This window comes from Mammaliicoccus sp. B-M6 (assembly GCF_022386965.1).
In the GTDB taxonomy this organism is placed as follows: domain Bacteria; phylum Bacillota; class Bacilli; order Staphylococcales; family Staphylococcaceae; genus Mammaliicoccus; species Mammaliicoccus sciuri_A.
In genome coordinates this window covers 25,415-41,937 of the sequence record NZ_JAJNHJ010000016.1, presented here as the reverse complement: position 1 = coordinate 41,937, position 16,523 = coordinate 25,415, and the positions used below count along the sequence as shown (strand labels likewise).

16 protein-coding genes are annotated in these 16,523 nt (G+C 32.3%); 11 read left to right on the top strand and 5 right to left on the bottom strand.

What is annotated here, in order from left to right; translation table 11 throughout:
* Positions 1 to 12: 12 nt before the first annotated feature.
* Positions 13 to 738: a transglycosylase family protein gene (locus LQ693_RS07735; protein ID WP_107633904.1), complete on the bottom strand. Its 726-nt coding sequence runs from the start codon at positions 736 to 738 to the stop codon at positions 13 to 15.
* 615 nt (positions 739 to 1,353) lie between these two features.
* Between LQ693_RS07735 and isaB the strand changes: the two genes are divergently transcribed.
* Together isaB and abc-f are read left to right on the top strand one after the other, a co-directional pair.
* A complete protein-coding gene (gene isaB, locus LQ693_RS07730) occupies positions 1,354 to 1,866 on the top strand; it encodes an immunodominant staphylococcal antigen IsaB family protein (protein ID WP_107590934.1) in 513 nt (170 codons plus the stop codon).
* Positions 1,867 to 2,099: 233 nt separating this feature from the next.
* Complete coding sequence (gene abc-f / locus LQ693_RS07725) at positions 2,100 to 3,713, top strand: ribosomal protection-like ABC-F family protein (RefSeq protein ID WP_239703138.1); 1,614 nt, start codon at positions 2,100 to 2,102, stop codon at positions 3,711 to 3,713.
* A gap of 287 nt (positions 3,714 to 4,000) precedes the next feature.
* Here the strand turns inward: abc-f and LQ693_RS07720 are convergent, their stop codons facing one another.
* Together LQ693_RS07720 and LQ693_RS07715 are read right to left on the bottom strand one after the other, a co-directional pair.
* On the bottom strand, positions 4,001 to 5,206 hold the full coding sequence (locus tag LQ693_RS07720; RefSeq protein ID WP_158011174.1) for a S41 family peptidase: 1,206 nt from the start codon (positions 5,204 to 5,206) through the stop codon (positions 4,001 to 4,003).
* A gap of 68 nt (positions 5,207 to 5,274) precedes the next feature.
* A complete protein-coding gene (locus LQ693_RS07715; RefSeq protein ID WP_025906924.1) occupies positions 5,275 to 5,877 on the bottom strand; it encodes a GntR family transcriptional regulator in 603 nt (200 codons plus the stop codon).
* A 114-nt stretch (positions 5,878 to 5,991) separates the two neighbouring features.
* Between LQ693_RS07715 and LQ693_RS07710 the strand changes: the two genes are divergently transcribed.
* From LQ693_RS07710 to kynA, 5 genes are all read left to right on the top strand, one after another.
* Positions 5,992 to 6,867: an NAD(P)-binding domain-containing protein gene (locus LQ693_RS07710; RefSeq protein WP_107590936.1), complete on the top strand. Its 876-nt coding sequence runs from the start codon at positions 5,992 to 5,994 to the stop codon at positions 6,865 to 6,867.
* A 9-nt stretch (positions 6,868 to 6,876) separates the two neighbouring features.
* Positions 6,877 to 8,244 carry a four-carbon acid sugar kinase family protein gene (locus LQ693_RS07705; protein ID WP_239709464.1) on the top strand — a complete coding sequence of 456 codons (1,368 nt, stop codon included), beginning with the start codon at positions 6,877 to 6,879 and terminating at the stop codon, positions 8,242 to 8,244.
* Between the two features lie 24 nt (positions 8,245 to 8,268).
* Positions 8,269 to 9,630 carry a gluconate:H+ symporter gene (locus LQ693_RS07700; RefSeq protein WP_107590938.1) on the top strand — a complete coding sequence of 454 codons (1,362 nt, stop codon included), beginning with the start codon at positions 8,269 to 8,271 and terminating at the stop codon, positions 9,628 to 9,630.
* A 126-nt stretch (positions 9,631 to 9,756) separates the two neighbouring features.
* Entirely contained in the window at positions 9,757 to 10,377 is a 621-nt protein-coding gene (locus LQ693_RS07695; protein WP_107633906.1) for a cyclase family protein, read from the top strand.
* A 2-nt stretch (positions 10,378 to 10,379) separates the two neighbouring features.
* Positions 10,380 to 11,222, top strand: coding sequence for a tryptophan 2,3-dioxygenase (kynA, locus tag LQ693_RS07690; protein ID WP_025906919.1), 843 nt, complete (start codon positions 10,380 to 10,382; stop codon positions 11,220 to 11,222).
* Positions 11,223 to 11,466: 244 nt separating this feature from the next.
* Here kynA and LQ693_RS07685 read toward each other — a convergent pair whose 3' ends face one another.
* The gene (locus LQ693_RS07685) at positions 11,467 to 12,249 is read right to left on the bottom strand and encodes a putative hydro-lyase (RefSeq protein WP_025906918.1); all 783 of its coding nucleotides are present in this window, start codon (positions 12,247 to 12,249) and stop codon (positions 11,467 to 11,469) included.
* Between the two features lie 132 nt (positions 12,250 to 12,381).
* On the opposite strand from LQ693_RS07685, the gene LQ693_RS07680 reads away from it, so the two are divergent.
* The 4 genes from LQ693_RS07680 (at position 12,382) to lrgB (ending at position 16,093) form a co-directional block, all read left to right on the top strand.
* Complete coding sequence (locus LQ693_RS07680) at positions 12,382 to 14,136, top strand: sensor histidine kinase (RefSeq protein ID WP_107633907.1); 1,755 nt, start codon at positions 12,382 to 12,384, stop codon at positions 14,134 to 14,136.
* Positions 14,136 to 14,858 carry a response regulator transcription factor LytR gene (locus LQ693_RS07675; RefSeq protein WP_025906916.1) on the top strand — a complete coding sequence of 241 codons (723 nt, stop codon included), beginning with the start codon at positions 14,136 to 14,138 and terminating at the stop codon, positions 14,856 to 14,858. Before LQ693_RS07680 ends, LQ693_RS07675 begins: the two co-directional genes overlap by 1 nt.
* Before the next feature lie 120 nt (positions 14,859 to 14,978).
* The gene (gene lrgA / locus LQ693_RS07670) at positions 14,979 to 15,395 is read left to right on the top strand and encodes an antiholin-like murein hydrolase modulator LrgA (RefSeq protein ID WP_119499034.1); all 417 of its coding nucleotides are present in this window, start codon (positions 14,979 to 14,981) and stop codon (positions 15,393 to 15,395) included.
* Positions 15,392 to 16,093 carry an antiholin-like protein LrgB gene (gene lrgB / locus LQ693_RS07665; protein WP_107576660.1) on the top strand — a complete coding sequence of 234 codons (702 nt, stop codon included), beginning with the start codon at positions 15,392 to 15,394 and terminating at the stop codon, positions 16,091 to 16,093. The genes lrgA and lrgB overlap by 4 nt, the downstream gene beginning before the upstream one ends.
* 50 nt (positions 16,094 to 16,143) lie before the next feature.
* Here the strand turns inward: lrgB and LQ693_RS07660 are convergent, their stop codons facing one another.
* Positions 16,144 to 16,521, bottom strand: a complete 378-nt coding sequence (locus LQ693_RS07660; protein ID WP_198052305.1) for a GtrA family protein — start codon at positions 16,519 to 16,521, stop codon at positions 16,144 to 16,146.
* Positions 16,522 to 16,523 lie beyond the last annotated feature (2 nt).

Here is a 16,523-nt window from a genome sequence, read left to right as displayed (position 1 = left end):
ACTGCTTATATATTATGCAGTTACCCATTGTGAAGCGCCTGCAGTGTTGTATAATTTAACAGCTGCTGCATCTTGTACTGATTCTGGAGCTTCTGTTGGAGATACACCTTTATATTCTGCTGGTGCTACTGAATCCCAAGTGCTTTGTAAGAATTGGTATTTACCTGCTGCACCTGAAGTTGGGTTAACAGCTTTTAAGTCTCCGCCAGATTCACGTTGAGCAATAAGTTTTAAGTGATCATTAACATTTACACTTGAACCTTCAGAAGCTGAAGATGAACTTGTAGATGTTTGAGTTGTTTGTGTAGTAGTTTGTTGAGTTTGTTGTGTTTCTTGTTTTGGTGCTTCTACTTGTTGAGTTGCTTGTTCATTAGCTGTGTTGTTTGCTGCTGGAGCTGGAGTTTGTTCAGCTACGTTTTCTTCAGCTACTGGTTGTTGTTGCTCAGCTACAGGAGCTTGAGTGCTTTCAGAGTCAGCTGCATTAGTTGCATGGTATTCCCAAGTAAAGTTGTGACCATCTGATTGGAAGTTATACTCGAAACCATCTAATGTGAAGTTAATGTTATATGCGCCTTCTTGAACCGCATGTTCATTAAGTTCTGGTGCATTAGATTGAGCTAACTGAGCTAATTGCTCTTTATTTACGTCCTGTTCAGCTGCGTCTGCTACTTGTGTAGATGCAACACCTGTTGCTCCGATTGCTACTGCTAATGATGAAGTTAAAAATGCTTTTTTCATAATTTTAAAACCCTCCGAATAATTTTTTTATTTATAGTATCTTTTTTAAGATGATAATTTCTTTGTTAGTTAAAAATTCTTCCCTAAAAATGGGACAAGACAACAATAACATATATAGAGGCTTTGTAAATTACAGTCAAATAACAAAAGATTACAATGTAGAAGAAATAATGTAATAATGAATTACGCTCGTTATATTTTGTAATATTACACCTAAGTTTACCAATTGTATACAATTGGATGATAAAATAGTCGGATTTTATATAATGAAATAGAATCCTTTCATGACGGTTTTGAAAGTAGATATATAAAATTTAAAATTCGATTTCATTACTAAGAAATAAGTTCGTAGAATAAAAATGTAAAATTTTAGATGTGTAAATTGAATCGATCATATTTTGTTTATGAAAAGTTCATAATATAAATTTGATGTTTCTTATAATGCTTCTATAGTTAGTGCGGGTATGTTTCAGCATGATTATGACGATAATAGACTGAATTATCAGTAATATTACTAATGCTATACCTACAATTCTCTTGTGTAATATTTTTGATATCATTGTAATATTGTTGTAACATTAAGGTGTACAATTATACTAAAAGGGAGTGATGATAATGAATAAAATAACTAAATTAACAATTGCAACAGGAATTTCTTTCGGAACAATTTTTGGTATTGTAGATTTTCCTGGTCAAGACGGTCATGAAGTTGAAGCAGCCACAACACCTTACTACACTTATAAAGGTTACACCGGTCATGACGGTAGTTTTATTTTAGATTCAGCTTTCATCAATGCTTTAGTGTATAAGAACGTTACAATGAATAATTATAGAATTGTTCAACCACAATCTTATGAAGGAAATATTTATACGCATAGAACTTCATACGATCAAACATTCTATTTCGGAGGAAAATATGAAGAAGAATATGCTGCAAGTGCTAAATTCCCAGTGAAAAAGCATCACATTTCAAAAGCACAAATTCTTAAAGCTTACGGAAATGATTATACTATAGAAGAAACTAGTAACGGAGATGAATATAGATTCCTAGTAGGCGGCAATCTTATCATATTTACAATAGATGATAATTACGTCACAACAGTTAATATTGGTGAGAATTTAAAATAGCATAAAGACATTGAATTATTATTTTTACAACTATATAATGAAACTAACTTAAACGAACGGAGGTGTTTTAGATGTTTCTTTTAGCTCATAGTTGCAGATTTTTCGTAATCGTACGCAACAAATTTGCGGATGTTCTTCCAAAATTGGCGGAGTATGTCTTTTTTGAAGAAAAATATAGCTATAAGGAATGTCTAACACCAGCTTCCTTATAGACCGATTTTGGAGGAAGCAAAATGAATATTATTAATATGTCTAAACTATCGAAGTCTTATACAGGTGATCTCATCTTTGAGGATATTAAATATGACTTAAATGAAGGAGATTGCGTAGGACTAGTTGGAAGAAATGGTGAAGGTAAGAGTACATTATTGAAATTGATGGGTGGTATCGAAGTGCCGACAGAGGGGCAAATAAGCTGGCAAAAGAACATTTCAATTGGATATTTAAACCAGTTACCACAGTATGAAGCAGATAAAGAAATTTATGAGTGTTTATCAGAAGTATTTAAAGAAATCAATCACGTCTCTCAAAAAATGAAATTTTTAGAAGATGAAATGGCAAATAATGCAGATGATTTAGAACGTTTATTAAAGCAATATGGCGCATTGCAAGAAACATTTGAAGAAATAGGCGGATATGAAAGAGATGCACTTATAAGAAGAGTTAGTCATGGTTTGAAAATTGATCAATTATTAAATCAAACGTGGGGGAACCTCTCTGGAGGAGAACGTACTAAAGTAGGACTCGCTCAAATATTATTGCAACAGCCTAAACTACTATTATTAGATGAACCAACCAATCATTTAGATATTTCTTCTATTGATTGGTTAGCAGATTTTATTAAACAATATAATGGTGCAGTTATGATTGTATCGCACGATCGATACTTTTTAGATGAAACAGTCAATCAAATATTAGAAATCGATCAAGGACATCTGCACATTTATCACGGTAATTATAGTTATTTTGTGAAAGAAAAAGAAGCACGCATTATACGTGAATTTGAAGCATATCAGACACAACAGAAGAAAATTAAAAAAATGGAAGACTCCATTAAACAATTAAGATTGTGGGCGAGTCAAGCAAAGCCACCAAATGCTGCAATGTATAAACGTGCGAAAAGTATGGAAAAAGCATTAAATAGAATTAAAAGATTAGATAAACCAGTACTAGAAAATAAAAAAATGAATGTAAACTTAACAGAAGGACAGCGTGTCTCAAATGATGTGATTGAATTCAAAAAAGTTTCTAAAATGTATGAAGATATACTATTCGAAGATATCGATTTACTTATTAGAAGAAAAGAACACGTATCCATTATCGGTAACAACGGTACAGGGAAAAGCACATTATTAAAAATGATGATGCATCAAGTAGAACCAGACGATGGAGAAGTCCATTGTGCTTCAAACTTAAGAATAGGTTACTTATCTCAACATACGTTTGAAAATATAGAAAATCAAACAGTCATAGAAACATTTAGAGATGTCGTGCATGTAACAGAAGGGCAAGCAAGACACATACTTGCACAATTTATGTTCTATGGAGAAGATGTATTTAACAAAGTGGAAAGTTTAAGTGGTGGAGAAAAAATGAGATTAAGATGGGCACAAATCGTTAACCAAGACTTTAACGTGCTCATACTTGATGAACCAACAAACCATTTAGATATAGATTCAAAAGAAACAATAGAAGAAGCCCTGTTAGAATACGAAGGTACCGTAATAGCCGTATCACATGACAGATATTTCTTAAATAAACTGTTTGATATAACGTATTTACTACAAGATAAACAACTCACAAAATATGAAGGAAATTATGATTACGTAAAAGAGAAGTTATCATGATAAAAATAAAGCGACGCCCGAAAAAGGCGTCGCTTTTCATATTATATATAGGTTTTGTAACGGTTTTGTATAGGATTTTGGACTGGCTAACGCTCAAGAGTGGAAAACAAGATCGTTAGAAATTCTAACGCTCAAGAAACCGAAACAAGATCGTTAGCGCATGAGAACTAGCGCAAAAAATGAAAAAAAGTCGCTCTAACGCTCAAGAGTGGGAAACAAGATCGTTAGAAATTCTAACGCTCAAGAAATCAAAACAAGATCGTTAGCGCAACATTTTTCATTTAACTTTAAAGTGAAGTAAATCTATTTATAGCTGTTTCTAAGATGATATCTTTTTCTAGTTCTTTTGGTGTCCATGGAATATAGTGGTCTACTGGTATACCTGTTTTTCCCATACTTTTACCTAAATCTACATTTCCGTCTTTAGAGTGTGGGACGCTTAATTTATATTTACCGTTAATATCGACAAACATAACATTACTATAATCGTTCATACCTTTAGTAGGTCTACCTATAATTTCAATATTTTTAAATTCATGTGCAAATTTTACAAAGTTATCTCCTGAACTTCCGCATTCAAAGTCCGCTAGTACCTTTACATCTGGACATTTTTCTTGAATGCCTTCAATCGTATCAGGTTCTGGATTGTCATTGATATTAACAAGTCCTTTATCATAGTTATCTTTATATAGATTTAAAATTGATTTATATTCATCGAGATCATCTGAATCTGGCATCTGTTTTATGAGTTCAGAAATTATATGTATTCTTTCATCGCAATATGCTTTTGTAAATCTATGATAATATGGCGTATCATCAGTTATTGTAATACTTTCACTTGTTAAATAAGGTAATAACTTTAAATAAGCTAAATCTGAACCACCGCGATTACCTCGCACATCAATAATAATTTGTTTCGCATTTAAAAGTAAGTTTTTATGCTTATCTATTAAGTTAGAGATTTTTAAATGATCAATAAAGTCGGTAAATTTTAAATAAATATAGGTATGTTTATTTTCGATAATGTATGATTGTTCAAAGAAATCCGGTTTATCCTTTTGTAAAATAGATATTTCTTTAGAATCGGATACGATATATTTATATTTTTTAAGTACGTCTGACCATTCCATTCTTTCTGGGTTACTGGATTTTAATAAATCATGATCATTTTCAAGTATATATTTGATTGAGTAAGAACCTAAATTATGAATAACAGAACCCGTTGGAATTTGTGGATTCCTGGAGTCTATCACATATAATTGATCATTATGTAATTGAACTCTAATATTTGGATAAAGTCCGTTAAGTTCAATTAATTTAAGATGTGAATCGTGAAATTTATTCAAATATTTAGTCATGTAAAAATAAAATTCTTCTTCACTAATATTAGAAATTTTAGATGGAAATTGTGTTATAAGTTCTTTCTTATCAAAGTAACCTGCATATTCATTAATGAGTTGATTTTCAATGATGTTAAATTCTTTTAATGTCATATGATGCACTCCATTCATTTTAATATAGTTGAATATTATTTTTTCCCTTCTCCCCACACTACATCTTCCTATGATTTCAAATAGTATAGACTGAATTCTAAGTCGTTTAATAAGTGTTCTTTCATGAGTTCTATTGCTGCTTCGGTTTGTCTTTTTTCTAGCATTTCTGCTATTTTTTGATGTTCTTCTATAAGACCTGGGCGCTTTTTATTGATAACTGTTTTGCTGAATAGGTATATATAACTTTTTAATTTACTATACGTATCTATTATAAAACTATTTTTTGTGGCGCTCATGATTTTTTGATGGAATTGATCGTTGATTTGTATAATTTCTTCTTCTGTTTTGTCGTCTCCGATTGTTGCATAACTTTTTAATTCTTCGATATCGTCTTGTGTGAATACGATACTCGCTTTTTTGATTGCGTGTGTTTCTATTAAAATACGCATCTCAAAGATATTTCGATATTCTTCTACTGTTGGTACATAAATATAACCGTCTCTTATGAAGTATTCTAATTCTAGCTGTTTTATAGCTTCTCTTATCGGTGTTCTACTAACATTATATCTTTGTGCAAGTTTGCTTTCTGTTATTTTTTCATTTTGTGTTAAGTCACCATTTATAATGTCATTTCTTATTTTTTGATATATAGATAATTCCTTATTTGCCATCGTTTTCACCTCGTTAACTTCATCTTACTATAAAAAAAATTGAAATAAAATGTATACATTTATTAAATTTTAGTATACAATACCTGTAAACGTTTACAGAAAAGGAGCATAAAAATGAAAATTGGATTTGTTGGATTAGGTATTATGGGTAAGCCAATGGTGAAAAACTTAATCAAAGCTAATAAAGATGTATTAGTGAATGATTTAAATAAAGAAGCTGAAAAAGAGGTTGAAGCATTAGGTGCGAAAGTTGTATCTATTGAAGAAATGGCTAGAGATGCTGAAGTGATGATTACGATGTTGCCTAATGGTGCTATTGTTAAATCAGTTTTATACAGTGGTGAAACGGCCGTATTAAACCAAAGTGAAATTAATGTCAAAATGGTTATTGATATGAGTTCTTTAACACCTAATGAATCTTTAGAAATTAGTAAAGTACTTGAAGAAAAAGATATTCAGTATGTAGATGCACCAGTTAGTGGAGGAGAACCACTTGCGATTACAGGAGAATTAGCCGTAATGGTAGGTTGTGATGAAGATTTATTAGAAGATATTAAAGAAGTACTTCGTCCAGTTTCTGGATCTGTTGTGAGAGTTGGTCATGTTGGTTCTGGCAGTGTTGTTAAATTGGCGAATCAAATTATCGTTAATACAAATATTGCAGCATTGTCCGAAGCGGTTGTACTCGCTAAGAAATTTGATATAGATTTGACAGAAATGCATGAAGCAATCAAAAATGGTTTAGCAGGTTCAGCAGTTATGGAAGCCAAATTCCCTAAAATGATTGAACAAGATTATAAACCAGGTGGCACTTTAAACATTAATTTAAAAGACTTGAAAAATGTATCATCAACAGCAGATACAGCAGGTTTAACGTTACCAGTAGTTAATCAAATTAAAGAAATTTATAAATCAGAAGTTGCACAAGGTAATGGTTTAAATGACCATTCAGGTATCATTCAATACTTCGAAAAAATAAATAATATGTAGGTGGAAATGATGTTAACAAAAGATTTAATAAATGAATTTAAGCATGATGATATAAACAAACATTTAGCAGATTTAAAATATAAAATTATTGTACTAGATGATGATCCTACAGGCACTCAAACAGTTAAAGATTTACCTGTATATACGAAGTGGACTGAGGAATGGATTGAAGATGGTTTTCTTCAATCCCATAATATGTTTTACATTTTGACGAATTCTAGAGCGTTAAATGAAGAAGAGACGATTTCTTTACACCAAGAGGTAAGCGCTAACATACAAAAAGTAGCTAATAAGTTGGATATACCTTATTTAATTATTAGTAGAGGAGATTCAACATTAAGAGGTCATTTTTATTTAGAACCTAAAGTGTTAAGTGAATCTAGTGACCAAGCTTTTGATGCTGTATTCTATATTCCAGCTTTCTTTGAAGGCAATAGATATACATATGAAGGCATTCATTACCTTAAAGAAGGCGAGCAATATATCCCAGTATCTGAAAGTGAATTTGCACAAGATACAACATTTGGATTTAAGTCTAAACATATGAATGACTTTATTAGCGAAAAAAGTAATGGCGAAGTTCAATCTGACGAAGTTTATCATATTACATTAGAAAACTTACGACAAAGAGATAAAGAAACGATTTTTAATGTATTTTCAAATTTAAATAACTTTGATCAAGTCGTAGTAGATGCTGTAAATGATGAGGATATGAATTTCTTTGTAGCTTGTTTGACTGAATTTTTAGCACAACATGATAAACGCTTTATCTTTAGAACAGCAGCATCTTTTGTTAAAGCAATTTGTGAAACACCTGGAGAAATTATCAATTTAAATTCTTATAAAGAAAATGATAATGGTGGCATCATTGTTGTTGGTTCACATGTTAAAAAGTCATCAGATCAACTGAAATACTTATTAGACCATTCATTTATTAGTGAAATAGAATTTGACGTTACGCAAATAGCGTCAACCAATTTACAAGCTTATGTTGATGACATTACACAACTCGTTGAAAGATACATTGATAACGGTGAAGATGTTGTCATTTATACGTCAAGAGATGTTATTAGAACTGAGAACTTGCAACATAATTTAAGTATTTCTACTGCAATTTCAAATAGTTTAGTATCAATCGTTTCAAATTTAGATGTACAACCGAAGTTTATTATCGCTAAAGGTGGTATAACTTCAAGCGATGTTGCGACAAAAGGATTAAAAATTGAAAAAGCAAAAGTCATCGGTCAAATTACACAAGGGGTTCCAGTATGGCTAACAGGTCCTGAAGCGAAATATCAAAATATACCTTATGTTATATTCCCAGGAAATGTCGGAGATGAAGAAACTTTAAGCAGTGTATATGAATTAAATCGTTAAATATATAAAGAGAGAGGGATTTAAATGTTGGGAGAATACTGGCCACTGATTAGTGTTGTAATTGGTGTATTAATTTTATTAGCGCTGATTATGTACTTTAAATTAAATACGTTTGTTGCTTTAATTATCACTTCAATGTTAACAGGTATTATTCTAGGTATGCCACTTGATAAAATTGTGGAAACCATTGAAAAAGGTATGGGCGATACACTAGGTCATATTGCGATTATTTTTGGATTAGGTTCGATTTTAGGTAAGTTATTATCTGACGGTGGTGGTGCAACAAGAATTGCAGATACACTGATCAATACGTTTGGTAAAAAATATGTAACTTTGGCAATGATTATTGCATCATTTATTATCGGGATATCTTTATTTTTAGAAGTTGCATTTGTGTTATTAATTCCTTTAGTGTTTACGTTGGCTAAAAGAATGAAAATATCTAATTTACAAGTTGGTATTCCAATGGCGACTTCAATTGCCGTTACGCACGGATTCTTACCACCACACCCAGGTCCAGTAGCGATATCAGAAGCGGTTAATGCCAATATTGGCGAAGTACTGATGTATGGTCTTATCATTGGTGTACCTTTAGCAATCGTAGTCGGCGGGATCTTCCCTAAATTTGCATATGCTATTGCACCTGTAGCATTTGAAAAGAAAGGGAACACAACAAGTATAGGTAAAATTAATGATTTTAGTAATGAAAAATTACCGAACTTTGGTATTAGTTTATTAACAGCATTATTCCCAGTTATTTTAATGTTATTTGCTACGGTAGTTCAACTTATAACTGGTCATGATCAAGAACCAACAAACTGGTTTGAATCCATCGTGTACTTACTTGGTTCATCTGTTACAGCAATGCTATTAGCTGTATTATTGGCGATATATTCAATGGGTATTAAACAATCTAAGAATATGACAACGATTATGAAATCATTTGAAGAAGCTATAGGACCAATAGCAATGTTACTTTTAATTATCGGTGGGGGCGGTACATTTAAACAAATCCTCATTGATGGTGGTGTTGGTGACACAATTTCAGAAATATTCCACGGTACAGAAATGTCACCAATTTTTCTTGCATGGTTAGCTGCTGCTTTATTAAGAGTAGCACTTGGTTCAACAACAGTAGCAGCAATTTCTTCAGTAGGTATTGTATTACCATTATTACAAGCTTCAGATGTGAATATTTCACTTGTCGTACTTGCGATTGGTGCAGGTAGTATATTCTGCTCACATGTGAACGATGCTGGATTCTGGATGTTCAAAGAATACTTTGGTTTAACAATTAAAGAAACATTCTTAACATGGACACTTCTAGAATCTGTACTTTCTGTATTAGGATTGATATTAATATTAATCGTCAATTTAATTGTATAATTTTGAAACAGTCTGGGACATATGTATATGTCTCGGCTTTTACTTTTTTCATTATTACAAATTAATGTACAAAACTTGTATTAAAAGGTAATATGGTAGCGATTACATTAATAAAGGAGCATGATTATGTGGATTGATATTACACAACAATTGACGAACAATATTGCACACTGGCCAGGTGATGAGCCATTTCATTTTAAACTTTCAGCGACTAAAGAAGAAACGGGTTCTGTAAATATTGGTAGTATTTCAACAAGCACACATATAGGCACACATATGGATGCGCCATATCACTTTGATGAAGAAGGTATCAAGATTCATGAAATTGACGTCAATCGTTTAATTGGCGATGCAACATTGATAGAAATTATGGATGAAACTTTAATCACCCAGGAAATACTCAAGAAATATGATATTAAAGGGACGATTATAATGATTAAGACTAAATCAGAAGCACATTCTGAAGTGTTTCCAGAGTCAGTACCTGTCTTAACAGAAGATGCCATTCAATATTTATCTTCAATAGAGATTAAAGTATTTGGTATTGATGTGCCATCAGTAGATGATATTGACTCTAAAACGTTAGACAATCATCATGCATTTAATCAATACGACATCATTAATATTGAAAATCTATTATTAGAAAATGTATCAGAAGGTTATTATAACTTCATTGGATTACCTTTAAATATAGTAGGTGCAGACGGATCGCCAATAAGAGCGGTCATTGCTAAAAAGGGGGAGTAGTTGTGAGCGAATTTCAAGATGAATCACTTAAAGGGGAAAGTGTGAAGACAGATTTTTCGAAGGACATGACGTATAGTGAATATTTAGGTTTAGATAAAGTATTATCAGCACAACATACATTAACAGATGCGCACGATGAGAAATTATTCATTATTGTCCATCAAGTATCAGAACTGTGGATGAACTTAATTATTCATGAATTAAATTCTGCAAGTGATGATATTAAATCTGATCAATATAAACAAGCATTTAAAAAATTAGCTCGTGTAGGTAATATACAAAAACAACTCATTCAAGTATGGGAAGTATTATCAACCATGACACCAAGTGATTACTTGAAATTTAGAGATGACTTAGGGAATTCTTCAGGATTTCAATCTTTTCAAAATAGAATGATTGAATATAGTTTAGGATATAAAACAACACACGCTTTAAAAATCTATGAAAAAGACCCAAATATATATCAGCAGTTGAAAACACAACTAGAACGACCAAGTATTTATGATGAAACAATTAAAGCAGTACATAGAGCAGGATTTAACATAGACTCCGAAGTGTTAAATAGGGAAGTTACACAAAATTATATGCGGAATGATTCAGTCAAAGAAGCTTTTAAAGCAATATATTTACAATCAGACGCATACTTTGAATTGTATGAACTTCTAGAGAAATTAACAGATGTAGAAGATAGATACAGTCAGTGGCGATTTAGACATATGAAGACCGTACAAAGAATAATAGGATTCAAAACAGGAACAGGTGGAAGTTCAGGTGTAAACTATTTAAAACGGGTTATTGACCAGAACTTCTTCCCAGAATTGTGGGAATTGCGCACAGAGTTATAAGTTGAGAATGGAAGTATAGGTATTTCCAGGCCGATAAAAATAAAATAGCGACCCGGAAATGAGATTTTCAGGCCGATAAATAAAAATAGCGACCCGAAAATGAGATTTTCAGGCCGATAAAAATAAATACCGGTCCAGAAATAGAAAATATGGACCGATAAAAAAATTTACCGATCCAGAAACAAAAATGAAGCTGAGGCAATGACCGTTGCCTCAGCTTTCTGCTTTCAAAGTCCTTCTAATTCTAGCTCATTTCGCTATCTTTAACATCTGTTATAAACATATGTCCTGGTGCGTGCGTAATCATGATGTCTGGTTTGGCATCTAATGCGACAGATTGTGGTGTTACACCGCATCCCCAGAATACAGGAACTTCTCCGTCTTTAATTGTTACAGCTTCACCGAAATCAGGTTGGTCAATGTTTCCGATACCGATTTCACTTGGATTTCCAATATGTATTGGTGTACCGTGTACTTCTTTGAAATGTGTTGTGATTTCAGTAGCTTTAATTGCTTCTGACATCGTCATAGGTCGCATGCTTACTGTAATGTTTCCTTTAAAAGTACCACTTGGTTCAGCTGGTATATTTGTGATGTACATCGGTACGTTATGATTTTCTTCTATATGACGTACTGGAATGCCCGCTTCAAGCAAAGCATGTTCAAATGTAAAGCTGCATCCAATCAAGAAGCTGACCATATCATCTGTATACAACGCTTTAATATCCTCGTATTCTTGAACAAATTTGCCATCTTTATAAAGTCTGTACAATCCAACATCTGTTCTAATATCCGCTTCTTTTCCATATTTACTAAATGACGGCGATCCTACTTCGGATACATCAAGTAATGGACATGTCTTCGGATTTTTAAAGCAAAATTTCAAAAAATCATAAGCATATTTAGAAGGCAAGATGACGACATTTGCTTGGACATACCCTTTAGCCATCCCACTAGTTGGTCGTGTTAATGCGCCTTGTCTAATACTTGCTCTAATTTCCTCTGGTGATGCAGTTTGTAAATTCATGATATTATCCCCTTTCTGCATGGTTCTCCTTATTATATCATTTAAACATTATTCCGAGCTTTCTAACAATCATATGGTAAAATATTTGTTGGTATGAACGTATAGAAAAGTAAAGAAACGATAGGTGTTTATATGTTAAATTTATTTGTCTTATTATTAGAACGTGTTGGTTTAATTATACTTGTTGCCTACATATTAATGAATACCACGTATTTTAAAAATATGATGGGTGAACGTGAAAAATGGTATGTAAAATGGCGATTGATCATTGTATTTTCATCATTTGCATTGTTATCTAATTTTACAGGTGTCGCGATACATAATGGTGAAATTGTATCGAGTATGATTTATTTACATCTCGGACCAGAAGTGTCACTTGCGAATACACGTGTGTTAACAATAGGCGTTTCAGGGTTAATAGGTGGACCATTTGTAGGTTTATTCGTAGGTGTGCTATCAGGTATATTTAGAGTTTATATTGGCGGTGCTGATGCATATACATATTTAATATCATCTATCGTCATTGGACTTGTCGCAGGTTACTTTGGGGCACAAGCAATGAAGTCAAAAAGTTATTTATCCGTGAAACAAAGTGCATTAGTTGGTGCATCAACGGAAGTTATTCAAATGATTTGTATATTGATATTCTCATCTCAAAAAGCAGATGCATGGGAACTTGTTCAACTTATTGCATTGCCGATGATTATCATTAATGGATTAGGTACTGCGATATTTATGTCTATTATTATTTCGACAGTTAAACAAGAAGAACAAATGAGAGCGATTCAAACGCATGATGTATTAAAGCTCGTCAATCAGACATTGCCTTATTTTAAAGAAGGATTAACAGAATCATCTGCACATCAATCAGCAAAAATTATCAAAGATCTTATGAAAGTTTCTGCTGTTGCTATTACAAATAAGACGCATATATTGGCGCATGTTGGTGTAGCTAGTGATCATCACACACCTGATAAGACCATCATTACTGATTTATCTAAAGCAGTTATTGAAACAGGTCAACAAAAAGAAGTCTATTCTAGTAAAGATATAGGGTGTCAACATCCGAACTGTCCTCTTGAAGCGGCGATCGTTATTCCGTTATATGTACATGATGATATTGTAGGAACATTGAAGTTATATTTTACAGATCATCATGATTTAACATTTGTAGAGAAACAACTAGCTGAAGGTTTAGCTAAAATATTCTCTAGTCAGTTAGAACTCGGTGCTGTTGAAACACAACGAAAATTACTACAAGATGCTGAAATTAAGTCGTTACAAGCTCAAGTTAATCCGCATTTCTTCTTTAATGCGATTAATACAATTTCAGCATTAGTTCGAATAGATCATGAGAAAGCACGTCAATTATTATTACAATTGAGTCATTTCTTCCGTTCGAATTTACAAGGTGCGAGAAACAATACGATTACAATTGTAAAAGAATTAGAACAAGTACGCGCTTATATTGCTTTAGAACAAGCGAGATATCCCGATCACTTTAAAATTGAATTTGATATACCTGAAGAACATTATTCTGCACTTGTACCACCTTTTGTTATACAAATATTAGTAGAGAATGCGATTAAACATGCGTTTACAAGTAGAAAAGATGACAATCGCATTTGGGTCAAAGTGAGTCGTAACCATCAATCGATTCAATTATGTGTAAGAGATAACGGACAAGGTATACATGAAGATAAAATTGCTATTTTAGGTAAGACAACGGTTGCCTCTCAGTCTGGAACTGGAAGTGCGTTAGAGAATTTAAATAGAAGATTAACAGGATTATTTGGAAATCATGCAGAATTACAATTCGATTCAAGTGATAAAGGAACGAAAGTATGTACGATTATTCCACACAAATATCGAGAGGAGGAAATGTAATGCATGCGTTAATTGTTGATGATGAGCCATTAGCACGTAATGAACTGAAATATTTATTGAATCAAATTGGTTCATTTAGTCAAATTGAAGAAGCAGAAAATGTTGAAGAAACATTGGAACAACTACTGTCACACGAATTTGATGTTATATTTTTAGATATTAATTTGATGGAAGAAAGTGGATTAGATTTAGCGAAGAAAATCAATAAAATGAAACATGTTCCGCATATTATCTTTGCGACTGCTCATGACACATATGCTGTACAAGCATTTGAATTAGAAGCAACAGACTATATCTTGAAACCTTTTGAGAAAGCAAGAATTGAACAAGCGATTAATAAAATTACGAATATCGAGACACAACAATCAGTGGAGCCGAAACCTGTCAATCACGATGAAGTCTTGCCTATTGAAATTGATGATCGTATTTATGTATTGAATGTAGATGATATTATTGCGATATCTGTCAACCAAGGTATTACGACGATTAATACGACTGACAATGAATATACGACAAACGAACCACTTAGTTTCTATGAGAAAAAGCTCAGTCACGCTAAATTTATTCGTATTCATCGCGCAAGTATTATCAATAAATGGCATATACAATCGGTTGAACATTGGTTTAATTCGACGTATCAAGTGACGTTGACGGGGAATATCAAATTACAAGTTAGTCGATCATATATGAAGTCATTTAAATCAGAAATAGGGTTAGTATAATTTTCAGAGCATAGATTTTGTAACTTAGAGGTCAATTATTGCATTTCGCATTGAAAACGCTTTAAAAATTGATTTTCATATTAAGATAACCTTAAGAGATTACTTCGGGAGGTTGTCAAAATGAAAAAAGTCAATAACTTCTTTCATCAAGTATTAACAATATCAATTGTATTATTAATTTCACATGTAATAGAAAGCTTTATGCCTATACCAATGCCGGCATCTGTTATCGGATTAGTGCTAATGTTTATCGCATTGACGACAGGTATTATCAAGTTAGAACAAGTAGAAGCGGTTGGTACAGCATTAACGAATAATATCGGATTCTTATTCGTTCCAGCGGGTATATCAGTAATCAACTCATTAGGCATTTTAAGTACGAGTCCAATACTTATCATATTACTAATTATTATTTCTACAATTTTATTACTTGTTTGTACGGGTATCTTTTCACAATTGATTATTAAACCAAGTGAAAAATCAGCTAAACGTACGAAAGAAATTAACAATAAACGCGTGGCAGGTGATTATGCATGATGGAACATTTAGGCCTTAATACACCATATTTCGGTATCGGATTATCTGTAACATTATTCTTAGTCGGTACTTATTTATTTAAAAAATCAAATGGATTCTTCTTGTTTGCGCCATTATTTTTCAGTATGGTTGGTGGTATTGTATTTTTAAAAGCGACAGGCATTCCATATGAAAATTACAAAATAGGTGGAGATATTATTAATTTCTTCCTAGAACCAGCAACAATTTGTTTCGCAATTCCTTTATACAAAAAACGTGAAGTACTTAAAAAGCATTGGCATCATATCATGGGTGGTATAGCGATTGGAACAGTAGCAGCACTTGTTATTATTTATATTGTAGCGAAAGCATTCCAATTTGGTGATGATATTATCGCATCAATGTTACCACAAGCAGCAACAACTGCAATTGCATTGCCAGTTTCAGAAGGTATTTCAGGTATTAAAGAACTCACATCGTTAGCCGTGATTTTAAACGCCGTTATTATTATGGCATTAGGAAATAAATTATTGAAACTCTTTAATATTACAAATCCTATTGCAAGAGGATTAGCCTTAGGTACAAGTGGACACACACTCGGTGTCGCAGCAGCAAAAGAATTAGGTGAAGTAGAAGAATCAATGGCCAGTATTTCACTCGTTCTTGTTGGTATCGTAGTCGTAGCAGTCGTTCCATTCTTTGTTATGTTCTTATTATAGAAAAAATGAAAAGCGCCCGTAACATAAACATGTTACAGGCGCTTTTGGTTTTATTTATCTACTAAAATCCATCTAGATAATATAAATGTTATTGGAATTGTAAAAATTAATCCGATAAATGGTGCAAAAGTTTCGTTTACATGAAATAACTGTACAAACACAAATAATAATAATGTTTGTAATCCCATATTTACAACTTGTGTAATAGGAAATTGAATGAATTTTTTTACGGTAGGTTGAACACGGTAAACAAAATAACAATTCAAATAAAATGAAATGATAAAGCTTATTATGAAACTCAATATATGACTCACTAAATATTGAATGTCGAACACTTTTAATAATAATAAATATATCCAGTAATAATTAAATGTATTGATGACACCAACAAGTATAAATCGAATGATTTCTCCGTGTTTCTTGGACATAT

Bases quoted from the DNA above. Each gene is read 5' to 3' on its own strand.
- LQ693_RS07685 (WP_025906918.1), bottom strand. From the start codon at position 12,249: ATGAATTTACAAACTGCATCACCAGAGGAAATTAGAGCAAGTATTAGA.
- isaB (WP_107590934.1), top strand. From the start codon at position 1,354: ATGAATAAAATAACTAAATTAACAATTGCAACAGGAATTTCTTTCGGA.
- LQ693_RS07710 (WP_107590936.1), top strand. From the start codon at position 5,992: ATGAAAATTGGATTTGTTGGATTAGGTATTATGGGTAAGCCAATGGTG.
- LQ693_RS07705 (WP_239709464.1), top strand. From the start codon at position 6,877: ATGTTAACAAAAGATTTAATAAATGAATTTAAGCATGATGATATAAAC.
- LQ693_RS07715 (WP_025906924.1), bottom strand. From the start codon at position 5,877: ATGGCAAATAAGGAATTATCTATATATCAAAAAATAAGAAATGACATT.
- LQ693_RS07720 (WP_158011174.1), bottom strand. From the start codon at position 5,206: ATGACATTAAAAGAATTTAACATCATTGAAAATCAACTCATTAATGAA.
- LQ693_RS07660 (WP_198052305.1), bottom strand. From the start codon at position 16,521: ATGTCCAAGAAACACGGAGAAATCATTCGATTTATACTTGTTGGTGTC.
- lrgA (WP_119499034.1), top strand. From the start codon at position 14,979: ATGAAAAAAGTCAATAACTTCTTTCATCAAGTATTAACAATATCAATT.
- LQ693_RS07680 (WP_107633907.1), top strand. From the start codon at position 12,382: ATGTTAAATTTATTTGTCTTATTATTAGAACGTGTTGGTTTAATTATA.
- LQ693_RS07695 (WP_107633906.1), top strand. From the start codon at position 9,757: ATGTGGATTGATATTACACAACAATTGACGAACAATATTGCACACTGG.
- LQ693_RS07700 (WP_107590938.1), top strand. From the start codon at position 8,269: ATGTTGGGAGAATACTGGCCACTGATTAGTGTTGTAATTGGTGTATTA.
- LQ693_RS07735 (WP_107633904.1), bottom strand. From the start codon at position 738: ATGAAAAAAGCATTTTTAACTTCATCATTAGCAGTAGCAATCGGAGCA.
- abc-f (WP_239703138.1), top strand. From the start codon at position 2,100: ATGAATATTATTAATATGTCTAAACTATCGAAGTCTTATACAGGTGAT.
- lrgB (WP_107576660.1), top strand. From the start codon at position 15,392: ATGATGGAACATTTAGGCCTTAATACACCATATTTCGGTATCGGATTA.
- LQ693_RS07675 (WP_025906916.1), top strand. From the start codon at position 14,136: ATGCATGCGTTAATTGTTGATGATGAGCCATTAGCACGTAATGAACTG.